Below are 15,225 nucleotides of genomic sequence, written 5' to 3'. Positions count from 1 at the left end.
AAAAAAGGCCCGTCGTGAGACGGGCCTTTTTCTTTTTTTCTACGGCTGTGCTGTTTCGTGCAGCAAACGCCACGCGATCAAATCACCTTCCAGATTAAGCAGGGCGGTTGACCAGCGCACGTTGACCGGGTGATCGGGACGAGTTTGCGTCTCCCGGTAGTGAAGCACCGCTCCGTGGCTCCATGTCTGTCGAGTTGTTAATTCATCGACGACGATCTTCAGTCCGGGACGGCTTCCGCGCTGTTTTTCCAGAAAGCTGACAAGACCGTCATAGTCGATATGGGTCCCCCCAGGCGGGACCATCAAAAAATCAGGCCGGAAACGGGCGAGCAGTGCGTCAATATCACCTTCGCCATTACCTAACCAGCTTTCGAGCGCAATGTGGAGGTCGATAATCTCTTGTTCGAAAAGCGTCATGAATTCTCCTGTCGCAGTTGTGTTAGCACCTGCTTATTGTTAAGACGAAAAGCATACAGTACAGGCAATAAGGTGATGCCTGCGGCAAAAATAAACATCCCGTGCCACGCGGCGAGAGGTGTCAGATATACCTGGGCCAGGTTCAGCATCTGTGCCAGTAGCAGGGCTCCGGCAAAAAAGCTCAACTGGCGATTAAGATTCCACAGGGCGCTGGCATCCGGCATCTCTTCCCGGCGCGTCGTCAAAAAAGCACTACTCTGAGCCGTGCTGCTGCAAAGACTGCCTCCTGCTCCCATCAATACAAACGCAACGGTCGGTAACAGCGCTGTTGTGGCAGAGTTGACGCTGAGCAACAGCAAAATGCCCAGCGCCTGCAGCAGGCAACCCGTGACAATAAGTGGCCGAGGACCGATGCGGTTAAAGTAGCGGTCCGTCGCTGTGATCGCCATGAATGATGCCAGAGACCATGGCAGCATGAGCATTCCCGTTTCGGCAGGCGTCATGTTCGCTTCGTTCTGAAGATAAAACATACCCGTTACGTTCACCCCAATAAACATGCCGGGTACACATAAATAGACCAGCATGGAAAAACGCAGAAGTGGGTTCATCAGCAAAGGCAGATTTAACAGCCTGGTCGCTTTCATCGGTGGCATTTCGTGTTTCAGCCACAGGGAGGCCAACATAAACGTCACCACCGCAACGGGAAGGGTGGCAAAAAATATCCACCGCCAGCTTAGCATCTGCACCAGAACTCCCCCGATTGCAGGCGAGCAAGCGGGAGCAAGCAACGCCACCAGCATGACCGCTGAAGAAAGTCTGGCACGCTCGTGGGGCTTATACTGTTGCCAGGTCAGTGCTTGTCCGACGGGGATCAATAAGCCTCCTCCCACTCCCTGCAGTACTCGCCAGGCAATCAGGCTTCCCAGTGAGGAAGACAAGCCTGCGGCAACAGAGGTTGCGCTGAACAGTAAAAGCGAGAGCAGGATGACGCGCTTTGGCCCGATGCGGCGTGTCAGCACGGTGCTAAAAGGGATCACCAGCGTCAACCCGGCAATATACCCGTTACTGACCCAGGCTAGCGTTGAAGGCGTAGCGTTAAACGTGTGCGCTATTGCCGGAAAGGCGACACTGGCAATAAACATGTTGATCAAATCAAGAAAAAAGCCCAGTAGATAAACAACGGCGACTTTGCTGCGATACGTCATGGTGGTTCCTCCCGTGAGGTGGCGTATCGTAGCGGCCCGGGAGGTACGGATAAATGCGACAAAGCGAGATATACTGTCAAACACATTTTGACAGTAAAAAGAGTGACGATGATTAATTTACAGCGGACGGCGATGTTTGTAGCGGTAGCTGATACCGGCAGTTTCACTGCGGCAGCCGACGCTATGGGGCTGACAAAAGCCGTGGTTAGCTTCAATATCCGCCAGCTCGAAGCTGAGCTGGGCGTCACCCTGTTGCTGCGTTCCACCCGACGTCTGACCTTAACCGAGGCAGGTGCGCTTTTTCATCAACGCAGCGTCGCGCTTCTGAAGGATGCAGAGCAATTGCAGGACGATGTACGCGCGAATCATGGGGGGCTCACGGGGGAATTGCGGATCACGACCACACCGGAGTATGGCTCAAGGGTCGTGGTTCCTTTGCTGGCCAGGTTTAGCCAGCAGCATCCTGATCTTCGCGTAAGACATGTTTCGTCGTCGCTGCATGCCGACCTAATTTCAGAGCGCTTTGATGTCGCCATCCGGCTGGGGACGCTCGCCGACTCGCGCTATCACGCAGCTGCGATCTCGCACTTCTCCATCCTGCCCGTCGCGACGCCCGAGTGGCTGGCGAAAAATCCAATTGAATCGCTGGAACATCTGGCACAAGCTGACTGGCTCGTTCACGAGCGTCTGGCCTCGCCGTTGCACTGGCAGGTAAAAGATGCCAGCGGTGCATCAGAGACGCTGGAGATTAAAAAAGCACCGCGTTTGTTTGCGGACAGTGCGCAGGCGCTAATGGCCTTTGCTCTTGCAGGAAGTGGTGTGGCGTTACTACCGGAATGGCTGGTGCGTGAGGCACTGGATGCGCGAAATCTGGTGTCGGTTTTACCGGGATACACCTTTGCGAGGCAGGGCATCTACGCGGTTTATCCTGATGCCCGGCATGTACCCGCAAAAGTGCGCAGCTTTATCGATTTTATGCGCACCAGCGTGAATTAATCGTGCATCATCTTTTTGATGAGCGCAGAGAACTGCTCCCGCTCGGCCTTGTTTAGACGTCCTAAAAACGCCTCATCCACCTCATTGCCAACCGGTTTACAGCCTGCAAGCAGGGCTTCTCCTTCTGGCGTCAGGAAGACAAACCGGCGGCGCTTATCCGCAGGATCGAGTTCACGTTTGACCAGCCCGCGCGCCTCCATGCGGCTTAGCATTTCTGCCAGCGTCGCTTTTGTGCTAACCGCGACTTCGGTCAATGCCACCTGTTCAATGCCAGGATGCTCGGCAATTGAGCGCATGACCGCATACTGCGGCTTGGTCAGTTCCGGCAAGGCGTGCTGCCACTGCGCGGTATGCTGTTGAAAAAGCTGACGTAACAGGTGGAACGCCTCTTTTCTTAGTTCCATGAACACTCCGACGGAAAAAATCTCCCACTATGATAGCCGCTATTGCTCCGGATTTTAACGCGGCATTTTTTAGCGATTCGTGTGATCGTGTACGAACGATCTTGTCAGGAAAATGGTTCGGGAGTAGTTTAGTTTTAATGTTCGTGTACGAACAAAACAATTGAGGTGCTGAATGAGATTGATCGTGGGAATGACAGGGGCGACAGGCGCTCCGCTGGGCGTGGCGCTACTCCAGGCCTTGCGGGAGATTCCGGAGGTGGAGACCCACCTGGTTATGTCGAAGTGGGCAAAAACCACCATTGAGCTGGAAACGCCTTACACCGCGCAGGACGTTGCTGCTCTGGCTGACGTTGTCCACAGTCCGGCTGACCAGGCCGCCACCATCTCATCCGGCTCATTTCGCACCGACGGCATGATCGTCATTCCCTGCAGCATGAAAACGCTGGCGGGGATCCGCGCAGGCTACGCCGAAGGGCTGGTGGGACGCGCGGCGGATGTGGTGCTGAAAGAGGGGCGTAAGCTGGTGCTGGTTCCCCGTGAAACGCCGCTCAGCACCGTTCATCTGGAGAATATGCTTGCGCTTTCCCGCATGGGCGTGGCGATGGTGCCGCCCATGCCTGCGTATTACAACCACCCGCAAACCGCCGATGACATTACCCAGCATATTGTGACCCGCGCGCTTGACCAGTTTGGTCTGGAGCATAAAAAGGCACGCCGCTGGAACGGGTTGCAGGAGGCGAAACATTTTTCACAGGAGAATAAAGATGGCATTTGATGATTTGAGAAGCTTCCTGCAGGCGCTCGATGAGCAAGGGCAACTGCTGAAAATTGAGGAAGAGGTAAACGCCGAGCCGGATCTGGCTGCGGCAGCCAACGCAACGGGACGTATTGGCGACGGTGCCCCCGCGCTGTGGTTCGACAAGATTCGCGGGTTTACCGATGCCCGTGTCGTGATGAATACGATTGGCTCCTGGCAGAATCACGCCATTTCGATGGGGCTGCCTGCGAACACCCCGGTCAAAAAACAGATCGACGAGTTTATCCGCCGCTGGGATAAATTCCCCGTCACACCGGAGCGCCGCGCTAACCCGGCCTGGGCGCAGAATACGGTGGACGGTGAAGACATTAACCTGTTCGACATTCTGCCGCTGTTTCGCCTGAACGACGGTGACGGTGGTTTTTATCTTGATAAAGCCTGCGTTGTCTCGCGCGATCCGCTGGACCCCGATCATTTTGGCAAGCAAAACGTCGGTATTTACCGCATGGAAGTGAAGGGCAAGCGCAAGCTGGGCCTGCAGCCGGTACCGATGCACGACATTGCTCTGCATCTGCACAAAGCGGAAGAGCGCGGGGAAGATCTGCCAATTGCGATTACGCTGGGCAACGACCCGATCATCACCCTGATGGGCGCCACGCCGCTGAAATACGATCAGTCCGAGTATGAAATGGCCGGCGCGCTGCGTGAAAGCCCGTATCCCATTGCTACCGCACCGCTGACCGGTTTCGACGTGCCGTGGGGGTCAGAAGTGATCCTCGAAGGGGTGATCGAAGGCCGCAAGCGTGAGATAGAAGGGCCGTTTGGTGAGTTTACCGGACACTATTCCGGTGGCCGTAACATGACAGTGGTGCGTATTGATAAAGTTTCATACCGCACCAAACCGATTTTCGAATCCCTCTACCTCGGCATGCCGTGGACCGAGATTGACTATCTGATGGGGCCAGCCACCTGCGTGCCGCTCTACCAGCAGCTAAAAGCGGAATTCCCGGAAGTGCAGGCGGTGAACGCGATGTACACCCACGGTCTGTTGGCGATTATCTCTACTAAAAAACGCTACGGCGGTTTTGCTCGTGCGGTTGGTTTACGTGCCATGACCACGCCGCACGGTCTGGGCTACGTGAAAATGGTCATTATGGTGGATGAGGATGTCGATCCGTTCAACCTGCCACAGGTGATGTGGGCGCTGTCATCGAAAGTGAACCCGGCCGGTGATCTGGTGCAGTTGCCGAACATGTCAGTGCTTGAACTTGACCCTGGTTCGAGCCCGGCGGGTATTACCGACAAGCTGATTATTGATGCTACGACGCCAGTTGCACCGGACACCCGTGGCCACTACAGCCAGCCGGTACAGGATTTACCTGAAACTAAAGCCTGGGCGGAAAAACTGACCGCGATGCTGGCTGCACGTCAATAAGGAGGAAAAGATGATTTGTCCACGTTGTGCCGATGAACACATTGAAGTAATGGCGACATCTCCCGTGAAAGGGGTCTGGACTGTGTATCAGTGCCAGCATTGCCTGTATACCTGGCGTGATACTGAACCGCTGCGCCGTACCAGTCGGGATCACTATCCAGAAGCATTTCGCATGACGCAGAAGGATATTGACGAGGCACCACAGGTGCCGACCATTCCGCCGTTGCTGTAAAAAAAAGCCCGGTGGCGCTGCGCTTACCGGGCTTACGGGTTGTGTAGGCCGGGTAAGGCGAAGCCGCCACCCGGCAAAAAACTACACTAAACTCTTCAGCCGATAAATCCACTCCAGCGCCTGACGCGGCGTCAGGGAATCCGGGTCGAGGTTTTCCAGGGCTTCTACTGCTGGCGACGTCTCTTCCGCTGGTGCTAACAGCGACATCTGTGTGCCATCAATCTGCGTTGCAGCCGCATTCGGTGAGAGGCTTTCCAGCTCACGCAGTTTCTGACGCGCGCGTTTAATCACCTCTTTAGGAACACCCGCCAGCGCTGCGACGGCCAGGCCATAGCTCTTGCTCGCCGCGCCATCCTGCACCGTGTGCATAAAGGCGATAGTGTCGCCGTGTTCCAGCGCATCAAGGTGGACATTAGCAACCCCTTCCATTTTCTCCGGCAACTGTGTCAGCTCGAAATAGTGGGTTGCGAACAGGGTCATTGCCTTGATCTTATTCGCCAGACTTTCAGCACAGGCCCATGCCAGTGACAGACCATCATAGGTTGATGTTCCGCGTCCGACTTCGTCCATCAGCACCAGGCTGTGTTCCGTCGCGTTATGCAGAATGTTAGCCGTTTCGGTCATTTCAACCATGAAGGTTGAGCGGCCGCTAGCCAGATCGTCCGCTGCGCCCACGCGGGTAAAGATGCGGTCGATGGGGCCAATCTCCACGTTTTGCGCCGGGACGTAGCTGCCGATGTAAGCGAGCAGCGCGATCAGCGCTGTCTGGCGCATGTAGGTACTCTTACCGCCCATGTTCGGGCCGGTAATGATCAGCATCCTTCTCTGCGGTGACAGGTTCAGGGGGTTAGCGATGAACGGTTCGTTCAGCACCTGCTCTACCACCGGGTGACGACCTTCGGTAATGCGAATGCCGGGTTTGTCGGTAAAAGTCGGGCAGGTATAGTTCAGCGTTTCAGCGCGTTCCGCCAGATTCACCAGCACGTCCAGTTCCGCCAGCGCGCTGGCGCTCAGTTGCAGGTCGGCCAGGTGCGGAATCAGCATGTCAAACAGCTCGTCATACAGCTGTTTTTCCAGAGCCAGCGCTTTGCCTTTCGAGGTGAGAACTTTGTCCTCGTACTCTTTCAGCTCAGGAATAATGTAGCGTTCAGCATTTTTCAACGTCTGACGACGCACGTAGTGAATCGGTGCCAGGTGGCTCTGCCCGCGGCTAATCTGAATGTAATAACCATGTACTGCGTTATAGCCCACTTTCAGGGTGTCGAGCCCAAGTCGCTCGCGCTCACGGATTTCCAGCTTATCAAGGTAGTCTGTTGCGCCGTCGGCCAGCGCGCGCCATTCGTCCAGCTCCTCGTTGTAGCCTGGGGCAATCACGCCACCATCACGCACCAGAACCGGAGGCGCATCGATAATAGCGCGCTCCAGCAGTTCGCGAAGCTCGGTAAATTCGCCCATGGTTTCGCGGAGTTTCTGAACGGGGGCGCTGTCTACGTCGCTTAACTGAGTACGCAGTTCCGGCAGCTGCTGAAAAGCATGACGCATCCGCGCAAGATCGCGTGGGCGCGCTGTCCGCAGAGCCAGACGGGCCAGGATACGTTCCAGATCGCCTACTTGGCGCAGGACCGGCTGCAGCTCGGTATAACGATCCTGCAACGCAGCAATCGTCTGCTGACGGCAAACCAGCGTATCGGTATCCCGAATCGGCATATGCAGCCAACGTTTAAGCATACGGCTGCCCATCGGCGTCACCGTACTGTCGAGGACCGAGGCGAGCGTATTCTCGACGCCACCCGCCAGGTTCTGGGTGATCTCCAGGTTACGGCGCGTAGCGGCATCCATGATGATGCTGTCCTGCTGGCGCTCCATCGTGATAGAGCGGATATGCGGCAGGGCGGTGCGCTGGGTGTCTTTCACGTACTGCAGAAGACAACCTGCTGCGCACAGTCCGCGCGGGGCGTTTTCGACGCCAAAGCCAATCAGATCGCGGGTGCCGAACTGGAGATTCAGTTGCTGACGCGCGGTATCAATTTCGAACTCCCAAAGCGGACGGCGGCGCAATCCACGACGGCCTTCGATAAGCGCCATTTCGGCGAAATCCTCGGCATAGAGTAATTCTGCCGGGTTGGTGCGCTGCAATTCGGCAGCCATCGTTTCACGGTCAGCCGGTTCACTCAGACGAAAACGTCCGGAGCTGATGTCGAGCGTCGCGTAGCCAAACCCTTTGCTGTCCTGCCAGAGTGCCGCCAGCAGGTTATCCTGACGCTCCTGCAGCAGGGCTTCATCACTGATGGTACCTGGCGTGACGATGCGTACAACTTTGCGCTCAACCGGACCTTTAGAGGTCGCCGGGTCGCCGATCTGTTCGCAGATAGCGACGGACTCGCCCTGATTCACCAGTTTGGCCAGGTAGTTTTCTACCGCGTGATGCGGGATACCTGCCATTGGGATTGGCTCACCTGCCGAGGCGCCACGTTTGGTCAGAGAGATGTCGAGCAACTGCGATGCACGCTTAGCATCGTCATAAAACAGCTCGTAAAAATCGCCCATGCGGTAAAACAGCAGGATTTCCGGATGCTGTGCCTTCAGCTTCAGATACTGCTGCATCATCGGCGTATGTGCGTCGAAATTGTCGATTGTGCTCATGGAGTTATGATGTCCATTTCTTTGAAAATAAACCGTTTTGATCGGCTGAGTGGCCGTTTGTTCCTTCTATTGTCGCATGAAAAAAAGGTACGGCGCAGAAAAATGTCGCGCTTTACGAGGTGCCTTCCGGCATTAACTCAATGACAATTTTTCCATGCTCTATGCCCACTCTGACCTGGGAATTTGTGGTAAACCCTGCTTGTTCAAGCCAGTCACCTTTTAAGCTCAGCGCCGCATGCACGCTGTAACGCTTTGGTATCTTGGTTTTACGGTCTTCATGACGCTTTCTGAAATATCCCACTTTCAAATGGCGGTAGGGTTTGGTTATCACGATCTCTTGCATAGGGCCTCCTGGCAGCACGGACAATAGTCATTTCTGATGCCTGTATAAAATACCAGTGATTTTCATGAGGTGCAGGCTTAATACTGGAATCAGGCTTCAGAAAAAGGAATGCAACAACTGAAATCTGGATTTTAAAAGTGTATTATTAATGCACTTTATTGCTGGGTAAGTCGTTATGTCTGGTAAACGCATTTCACGAGAAAAAGAGACAATTGCGAAAATGATCGCGTTGTATGAAAAGCAGTGTCCACAGGCTTCTCAGGAAGAGGGTTTTTATCAGCGCTTAAGGCTTATGCCGATAAACGCCTGGATAAGTGTGTATTTGGTGAAGAAAAACCTGCCTGCAAACAGTGTCCGGTGCACTGCTATCAGCCTGCCAGACGTGAAGAGATGAAGCAGGTCATGCGCTGGGCAGGCCCGCGTATGTTGTGGCGTCATCCCATTCTGACTATCCGCCATCTGATTGATGACCGCCGTCCCGTGCCGGAGCTACCGGTGAAGTATCGCCCGAAAAAGTGACTTGTTCAGCTTCTGAGTGGGCGGCAAATCACGTTCAGGGCCAGCGCGCTGCAGAGTGGGAAAAGGGCCAGCAGCAGCCATGGATACATTGCCTGCGTTGAGGGCACCAGCGCGCGATCCAGCATGCTGCCAAACAACAAGTTTCCTGCCAGTACCGCAATGCCTCCGGCGGTGGCGAGTGCGCCGTAGTGCGCGCCAAGCGTTGATTCCACGGCGAACCGCGGAATGAGATCTTTTGCCGATGGCACCAGCAGCATCTGTCCCAGCGTCAACAGCGTCACAAAACAGACTGAGGGCAGTAAGCGAAGCCAGCCTTCCGGCGGCGTCATCGGGGCAAACATCGCCACGCTCGCAAAGGCGGTGGAGAGCAGTAAAAAGCCCAGAGGCAGGATCCTTACCGCGCCCACGCGTCGGGTAAAACGCGCCAGCGGTAACTGTAAGGTAATGATCAGAATGGAGGCCAGCATAAAAAGTGGGCCAAGATCTTTCTCGTTACCGCCAGAACGCTGGATCTCCACTGGCAGCGCCAGATAGAGCTGGTTATAGCTTAACAGCCACGAGCTGTAGGCAATGATAAAGGCGACAAAGCGCGGCTGGCGGAACGTTGTCCACCAGGGCTGTATGTGTAGCGTCTGTGAACGGTGGTGTGAAGCTGGGAGGCAGAAGTAGAGCACCACTAGCGCAATGATAAAGACCCCCGCACCCGCCAGCGCCACCTGGCGGAAACCAAGCCCCGTCAGCAGAGCTCCCGCAACCGGGCCCAGCACTGCACCGAGCTCACCACAGACAGCAAAGAGAGCAAACCATTCCGCCCGGCTACGTTTTCCTTTCGCCTCGCTGTGCGTGCCCGCTTTCGCCAGCAGAGCCTCAATGGAAGGGGAGAATAATGCTCCGCCGATGCCGGTCAGACATGCACCGAGAATAATGGGCCACAGAGATTGCCCGAAGGCCAGCAGCAGATAACCCGCGACGCGGATAACGCACCCGCTCAGGATCACGACTTTCGCGCCAAAGCGATCCGAGAGCGCCCCCCCGACGATAAACATCCCCTGCTGGGAGAACGTGCGTAGCCCCAGGATCAGCCCGATCAGCCCGCCGGAGAGCAGCATATCGTCGCGCAGGAATATCGCCAGGAAGGGGACAACGGCATAAAAACCAATGTTAAAAACAAACTGGCTACCCAGTAAAACGGGCGGCCAGAGTGTGGTGGCAAGGCGAAGGGACATCGTTGTTCACTTGCCCCTAAACGATAAAGTGAATGTGCTTTTTGCCATGGAACGGCGAGATCTCAATTTTGGTTTTTACCCGGAAGACGTCCCAGAGCAGCTCTTCGGATAAGATCTCCTGCGGTGTTCCCGTGGCCACGATTTGCCCTTTTTGCATCACAATCAACGAATCACAGAACATCGAAGCATGATTGAGATCGTGGATAGCGACAATACTGGTCACAGGCAGCTCACTGATCAAATGCATTAACTGCATCTGATGGTGAATGTCCAGGTGGTTGGTCGGTTCATCCAGCAGGATTTCAGTGGGAGTCTGGGCCAGCGCACGGGCAATGTGCACCCGCTGGCGTTCACCGCCAGACAGGCTCAGCCAGCCCTGGTCGCTTTTATCCTGCATGTCCACGCGTTGCAGGGCAGCGGTGACGGTCTCGTCATCGTGCGTGCTCCAGTTTGAAAAAGGGGAGTGGTGCGGAATACGACCGAGCTTTACCACGTCACGTACGCGCATATTCGCATCGGTCATCCCGTGTTGCTCAACGAAGGCGACCCGGCGGGCGAGTTGCTTTTTGGCTATCCGGGAAATATCTTGCCCGTCAAGGGTTACGCTGCCGATGTCCGGGCGACGAAGGCCCGCAAGGATACGCAAAAGCGAGGATTTACCGCAGCCATTTGGTCCTAGCAGCCCGACGGTTTCACCCCGGGAGACCTTCAGAGAGACGTCATTAACGATGACTTTTTTGCCTACCTTCCAGGTAATATTTTCAGCGCAGATGCTCATCACTTATTCCTTGAGCGGTAGATAATCACGGCAAAGAAAGGTACACCCACCAGCGCGGTCACCACGCCTACGGGCAGGCTTTGCGGGGCAATCAGCATGCGTGAGGCGATATCTGCCAGCACCATCAGGATCGCCCCTGCCAGCGCGCTGGCAATCAGCAATGTGCGGTGCAGCGGCCCAAACAGGAAACGCATCACATGCGGCACCACCAGCCCTACAAAGCCGATGGAGCCCGCCATGCTGACGATTGTGGCAGTAATCAGCGCAGTAGTGGTAAAGAGTGCCAGGCGCACCCAGGGGACGGCAATGCCCAGGGACGCGGCGGCATCATCGCCGAAGGTAAAGGCATCCAGCGCCCGGGAATAGTAGAGGCAAACGGCTAACCCAATCAGTACCACCACCAGCACCAGCTGGAATTCAGGCCAGCGAACGCCGCTGAAGCTGCCCAACAGCCAGAACATGACATCACGCGCTTGCTGGGCACTGGCGGAGGTGCTGATGGTGTAGGCGGTAATGGCGTTGAACAACTGAGAGGCGGCTACGCCTGCCAGAATGGTCCGTTCATTACCGCCACGCGCACCGTTCGTCAGGAAGGCGACGAAGGCAAAGGCGGCAAACGCCCCGGCAAACGCGCCCGCAGAGAGCGACACTGCACCGGTGCCTATACCCAATACCACGACGGAAACCGCGCCGGTAGACGCACCTGCAGATACGCCCAGCACGTAAGGTTCCGCCAGCGCGTTCTTCAGCAGGCTCTGTAATACTGCGCCGCAGATGGCCAGCCCCGCGCCACAGCAGGCTGCCACCAGCGCGCGGCTCAGGCGAAAGTCCCAGATAACACTCTCATAGATGCGATTGAGCGGAACCTGGGTAAGCCCCATTTTATTGCTGATAGCATAAAAGACATTTTGCAGTGGGATGGACAGCTCGCCGACGCTGACGCCAAGCGCGATGACCAGAAATAACAGTACAAACGCGAGCAAACATGACGTTGTCAGAACCAGGCCCTGTCGGGCCTGAAGAACAGCGACGGTCATCAGTTCAGCCCCAGCTTTCTGAGCTGTTCGCCGACCTGCTCAGCCCCGTAAATCGTGCGAATCGTCGGGTTCATCGCCTGGCCGTCCATCACTACGATATGACCTTTTTTCACCGCATCCAGCTGGCTGACCGCCGGATCGTTCTTCAGGAATTTGATTTTTTCTTCCGCGTTATCCAGCGCCCAGCGGTTGCGGTCCAGGCTGGACACCACGATGACATCCGGATTTGCGGCAATAATGCTTTCCCAACCTACGGTTGGCCATTCGGTCTCGGACGTAATAGCGTTATGACCACCCATCAGGCTGGCGATAAACCCGGAGGGGCTATTTTTACCACCGACGTAAGCATCTGCAGAAGGGGATGAGCTGGAGAACCAGAAGACAAACGAAAGGTCTTTTTTATTCTTGCCGAATTCCTTACGCAGCTCGGCCTCGCGTTTTTTGAAATCGGCAATCACCGCCTGGCCGCGATCTTCAACGTTAAAGATTTTGGCGAAATCCTCAATCTCTTGATAGAGATACGTCATATCCCACAGCTTCTGGCGGCTGCCATACATATCGCCGGTGGTTTTTTGGGTCGCGCACATGCCCGGTGATACGTAGCTGTTCACGCCGAGGGTCATCAGGTCTTCGCGTTTTGCGACCTTACTTTCCGGCCCCAGCAGCAGCGGCGTCTGGGCGGGGACAAAGTCAGGATTTTGCGCAAGCACGGATTCAAGGGTAGGGATTTCAACTGTCAGGGTTTTGATTTTCGCGTTCTGTTCCGCCAGCTGCGGTAGCACTTTGGTCGGCCAGAAGGCGCTGGCCTTCACCTTATCCTCCAGACCCAGCAGGAGCAAAATTTCGACGGTGTTCTGACCCAGGGCCACGACGCGTTCCGGTGCTTTGGTGAACGTCTCTTTATAGCCACAGTTTTCAATTGTCAGAGGATACGTGGTTGCCAGAGCAGAACTGACCGACGCAACCGCCAGGCCTAACGCGCAGAAGATCTTTTTCATGAAATGCTACCCATCATTAACATTATTTTTTGATGCAAATGAAACTCATTATTAAGGCGGAATTTTATACAGAGGAAAATATTGCGTGTCAATGAGGGACATTACGAGGGGGTACAAAAGGCGGTGCCAGAAAAACACCGCCCGAATGACAGCTTAAACCAGGCTCTCTTTATCAATTCCCAAACGCTTCATACGCGACAACAGGGTGGTCCGTTTTAACCCTAAACGCTGGGCCGCCCCTTTTGGCCCGGCTACCACGCCGTTGGTCTCTTTTAGTACGCGCATAATGAGCTGATATTCATCTTCTCCCTCTTTCGCTATCTCGGCGGTGGGCACGGTCATGTCAGAAAGGGTCACCTCAGGCAGGGACAGTTGCAGCACGCTACCTCGCGTTAGTAACACCGCACGTTCAATAACGTTTTCCAGCTCACGCACATTGCCGGGCCACTCCATAGACGAGAGTGTGCGTAACGTTTCGGCAGGAATACTGTCGATGTTTCGCCCCATCCGGCGCGCGATCTTGGCAGTAAAGGCTTTGACCAGCAGAGGGATATCTTCCGGGCGCTCGCGCAGGGGCGGCAGGAAGATCGGGAAGACGTTCAGACGATAGTAAAGATCGCTGCGAAACTCGCGGTCAGCGACCATTTTTTTCAGGTCGCGGTTGGTGGCGGCAATCAGCCGCACGTCGGTCTGGATCAGCTTGTTGCTGCCAAGACGTTCAAACTCTTGCTCCTGTAATACCCGCAGTAGTTTAGGCTGCAGTTCCAGCGGCATATCGCCGACTTCGTCGAGGAACAGCGAGCTTTTGTCCGCCAGCTCAAAACGACCCAGGCGCTGGCTACTGGCACCGGTAAACGCCCCGCGTTCGTGGCCGAAAAGATCGCTTTCCAGCAGACCCGCAGGCATAGCCGCGCAGTTCATTTTCACCATCCGGCGACCATTGCGGTTGCTCAGGTTATGGATGGCACGGGCAATCAACTCTTTACCCGTGCCAGTTTCGCCCAGGATCAGAACCGTACTGTCGCTTTGAGCCACCATCTCCACCTGCTTGAGCACGCTGTACATCGCGTCGCTGCGCCCGATGATTTCACCAAACTCGCTGTCCACGTTGTTGAGCTGTTCGGTCAGGGCCAGGTTTTCATCCACCAGCCGCTCTTTCAGACGGTGGATCTCCTGATAGGCGAGGGCGTTATCCAGCGCGATGGAGATTCGCTCGGCGATCTGGCGCAGCAGCTTCAGGTTGGCAGTGGTAAACACCCCTTCTTCACATTGCGCCAGCTTCAGAACGCCGAGCATGGTATTGCCAGACATCAGCGGCAGCAGGCACAGGGTCTGAATTTTGTTGCCCCAGGTGTTAAACAGCATCCGCTCATAGGGTGCTACCGGATCCTGCTCGTCAAGGTTAAGCAGCAGGATCTCTTTGCTTTTGAAGACCCGCTCAGAAAGAGTGCCCGCTTCATCCACTTCGCTTTGCTCGTGTGCCGGGTTGGCTTCATCGAGGTAGTGTGTGGAGTAGATATTTAGCTTACCCTTACGATGCCCCCGCAGCGCAATGCTGATGGCATCGATTTTGAAATAGTGGTGGATCTCTTTCGAGACTTCGCTGACCAGTTCATCCATATCAAGCCGGGAAAGCACGGCGTTGGTAATAGCGACCAGAATGCGGAAGTTGTCGCGCTCGCGGCTCAGCAGGTCGTAATCGACGTTATTGGTGACACGGCTTTGGATCTGCTCCGCGACGACGGCCACAATCTGGGTAAAGGTGTGCAGACGCTCGTATTCCGCCTCGCTCCAGGGCTGGTCGGTTGTGCGGATAAACTCGCAGCCGCCAAAAATATGACCTTCCGCGGCCAGCGGCAACATGCAGTAATGACCGAAAGAGTGATAGAGAGGACTTTCCGCCAGCTTCGGCCAGGCCTGCCGGAACTCCTCAAAATTACAGTGCAGGATTTCAGGCCGGGAGAGAATACGGCGCACCGGGCCATGAGCGAGATAGGTTTCATCTTCGTATTCAAACGTTTTGTCATTATCACGCGTGGAGTAATAGCTCGCACGATGCGTTCCGCTATGCCAGAGCACAATCGCGGCGCTATCTGCCAGCGCCGATTGTCTGACCAGACGTGCCAGGGCATCGCTCAGCGCACCGAGATCGGGCTGCTGTAAAAGTGTGCGCGTGATATCAAACAGGCCCTGCTGTCCAAGATCGCTCATTGGTGTATATGGCATAGTGCTTTC

At 55.5% G+C, this 15,225-nt stretch carries 14 protein-coding genes and 1 pseudogene; 5 read left to right on the top strand and 10 right to left on the bottom strand.

Annotated elements, in window-relative coordinates; translation table 11 throughout:
- Positions 1-39: 39 nt before the first annotated feature.
- Both LCD46_17875 and LCD46_17870 read right to left on the bottom strand, forming a co-directional pair.
- Positions 40-417 (bottom strand): DUF4440 domain-containing protein, encoded by a 378-nt coding sequence (locus tag LCD46_17875; protein ID UOY69908.1) that lies wholly within the window; start codon positions 415-417, stop codon positions 40-42.
- On the bottom strand, positions 414-1,622 hold the full coding sequence (locus LCD46_17870; GenBank protein UOY69907.1) for an MFS transporter: 1,209 nt from the start codon (positions 1,620-1,622) through the stop codon (positions 414-416). The genes LCD46_17875 and LCD46_17870 overlap by 4 nt, the downstream gene beginning before the upstream one ends.
- 108 nt (positions 1,623-1,730) lie before the next feature.
- On the opposite strand from LCD46_17870, the gene LCD46_17865 reads away from it, so the two are divergent.
- Positions 1,731-2,618, top strand: a complete 888-nt coding sequence (locus tag LCD46_17865) for a LysR family transcriptional regulator (GenBank protein UOY69906.1) — start codon at positions 1,731-1,733, stop codon at positions 2,616-2,618.
- On the opposite strand, the gene LCD46_17860 is transcribed toward LCD46_17865, so the two are convergent.
- Complete coding sequence (locus tag LCD46_17860; protein UOY69905.1) at positions 2,615-3,022, bottom strand: MarR family transcriptional regulator; 408 nt, start codon at positions 3,020-3,022, stop codon at positions 2,615-2,617. The genes LCD46_17865 and LCD46_17860 overlap by 4 nt on opposite strands.
- Positions 3,023-3,194: 172 nt before the next feature.
- Here LCD46_17860 and LCD46_17855 point away from each other — a divergent pair, with 172 nt between their 5' ends.
- The 3 genes from LCD46_17855 to LCD46_17845 are packed head-to-tail and all read left to right on the top strand — an operon-like array spanning position 3,195 to position 5,446.
- A complete protein-coding gene (locus tag LCD46_17855; protein ID UOY69904.1) occupies positions 3,195-3,797 on the top strand; it encodes a UbiX family flavin prenyltransferase in 603 nt (200 codons plus the stop codon).
- Positions 3,787-5,214, top strand: coding sequence for a UbiD family decarboxylase (locus tag LCD46_17850; GenBank protein ID UOY69903.1), 1,428 nt, complete (start codon positions 3,787-3,789; stop codon positions 5,212-5,214). Before LCD46_17855 ends, LCD46_17850 begins: the two co-directional genes overlap by 11 nt.
- A 10-nt stretch (positions 5,215-5,224) precedes the next feature.
- Complete coding sequence (locus LCD46_17845) at positions 5,225-5,446, top strand: hypothetical protein (GenBank protein ID UOY69902.1); 222 nt, start codon at positions 5,225-5,227, stop codon at positions 5,444-5,446.
- An 81-nt stretch (positions 5,447-5,527) separates the two neighbouring features.
- Here the strand turns inward: LCD46_17845 and mutS are convergent, their stop codons facing one another.
- A complete protein-coding gene (mutS, locus tag LCD46_17840; protein ID UOY69901.1) occupies positions 5,528-8,089 on the bottom strand; it encodes a DNA mismatch repair protein MutS in 2,562 nt (853 codons plus the stop codon).
- 112 nt (positions 8,090-8,201) lie between these two features.
- Complete coding sequence (locus tag LCD46_17835; GenBank protein ID UOY69900.1) at positions 8,202-8,432, bottom strand: type I toxin-antitoxin system SymE family toxin; 231 nt, start codon at positions 8,430-8,432, stop codon at positions 8,202-8,204.
- 175 nt (positions 8,433-8,607) lie between these two features.
- On the opposite strand from LCD46_17835, the pseudogene LCD46_17830 reads away from it, so the two are divergent.
- Positions 8,608-8,951, top strand: a pseudogene (locus LCD46_17830) (nitrous oxide-stimulated promoter family protein).
- Between the two features lie 5 nt (positions 8,952-8,956).
- On the opposite strand, the gene LCD46_17825 reads toward LCD46_17830, so the two are convergent.
- From LCD46_17825 to flhA, 5 genes are all read right to left on the bottom strand, one after another.
- Positions 8,957-10,177: an MFS transporter gene (locus LCD46_17825; GenBank protein UOY69899.1), complete on the bottom strand. Its 1,221-nt coding sequence runs from the start codon at positions 10,175-10,177 to the stop codon at positions 8,957-8,959.
- A gap of 16 nt (positions 10,178-10,193) precedes the next feature.
- A complete protein-coding gene (locus tag LCD46_17820; protein UOY69898.1) occupies positions 10,194-10,955 on the bottom strand; it encodes an ABC transporter ATP-binding protein in 762 nt (253 codons plus the stop codon).
- Positions 10,955-11,992: an iron ABC transporter permease gene (locus tag LCD46_17815; GenBank protein UOY69897.1), complete on the bottom strand. Its 1,038-nt coding sequence runs from the start codon at positions 11,990-11,992 to the stop codon at positions 10,955-10,957. Before LCD46_17815 ends, LCD46_17820 begins: the two co-directional genes overlap by 1 nt.
- Positions 11,992-12,990 carry an ABC transporter substrate-binding protein gene (locus LCD46_17810; protein UOY69896.1) on the bottom strand — a complete coding sequence of 333 codons (999 nt, stop codon included), beginning with the start codon at positions 12,988-12,990 and terminating at the stop codon, positions 11,992-11,994. The genes LCD46_17815 and LCD46_17810 overlap by 1 nt, the downstream gene beginning before the upstream one ends.
- 153 nt (positions 12,991-13,143) lie before the next feature.
- Entirely contained in the window at positions 13,144-15,216 is a 2,073-nt protein-coding gene (gene flhA / locus LCD46_17805; protein ID UOY69895.1) for a formate hydrogenlyase transcriptional activator FlhA, read from the bottom strand.
- Between the last annotated feature and the right edge of the window lie 9 nt (positions 15,217-15,225).

The sequence above is a fragment of the Enterobacter ludwigii genome (assembly GCA_023023105.1).
GTDB lineage: Bacteria > Pseudomonadota > Gammaproteobacteria > Enterobacterales > Enterobacteriaceae > Enterobacter > Enterobacter adelaidei.
This window is presented reverse-complemented; position numbering and strand designations above follow the sequence as displayed.

Excerpts from the sequence above, each read along its gene's own strand:
- LCD46_17875 (UOY69908.1), bottom strand. The coding sequence starts at position 417 with ATGACGCTTTTCGAACAAGAGATTATCGACCTCCACATTGCGCTCGAA.
- LCD46_17870 (UOY69907.1), bottom strand. The coding sequence starts at position 1,622 with ATGACGTATCGCAGCAAAGTCGCCGTTGTTTATCTACTGGGCTTTTTT.
- LCD46_17865 (UOY69906.1), top strand. The coding sequence starts at position 1,731 with ATGATTAATTTACAGCGGACGGCGATGTTTGTAGCGGTAGCTGATACC.
- LCD46_17860 (UOY69905.1), bottom strand. The coding sequence starts at position 3,022 with ATGGAACTAAGAAAAGAGGCGTTCCACCTGTTACGTCAGCTTTTTCAA.
- LCD46_17855 (UOY69904.1), top strand. The coding sequence starts at position 3,195 with ATGAGATTGATCGTGGGAATGACAGGGGCGACAGGCGCTCCGCTGGGC.
- LCD46_17850 (UOY69903.1), top strand. The coding sequence starts at position 3,787 with ATGGCATTTGATGATTTGAGAAGCTTCCTGCAGGCGCTCGATGAGCAA.
- LCD46_17845 (UOY69902.1), top strand. The coding sequence starts at position 5,225 with ATGATTTGTCCACGTTGTGCCGATGAACACATTGAAGTAATGGCGACA.
- mutS (UOY69901.1), bottom strand. The coding sequence starts at position 8,089 with ATGAGCACAATCGACAATTTCGACGCACATACGCCGATGATGCAGCAG.
- LCD46_17835 (UOY69900.1), bottom strand. The coding sequence starts at position 8,432 with ATGCAAGAGATCGTGATAACCAAACCCTACCGCCATTTGAAAGTGGGA.
- LCD46_17825 (UOY69899.1), bottom strand. The coding sequence starts at position 10,177 with ATGTCCCTTCGCCTTGCCACCACACTCTGGCCGCCCGTTTTACTGGGT.
- LCD46_17820 (UOY69898.1), bottom strand. The coding sequence starts at position 10,955 with ATGAGCATCTGCGCTGAAAATATTACCTGGAAGGTAGGCAAAAAAGTC.
- LCD46_17815 (UOY69897.1), bottom strand. The coding sequence starts at position 11,992 with ATGACCGTCGCTGTTCTTCAGGCCCGACAGGGCCTGGTTCTGACAACG.
- LCD46_17810 (UOY69896.1), bottom strand. The coding sequence starts at position 12,990 with ATGAAAAAGATCTTCTGCGCGTTAGGCCTGGCGGTTGCGTCGGTCAGT.
- flhA (UOY69895.1), bottom strand. The coding sequence starts at position 15,216 with ATGCCATATACACCAATGAGCGATCTTGGACAGCAGGGCCTGTTTGAT.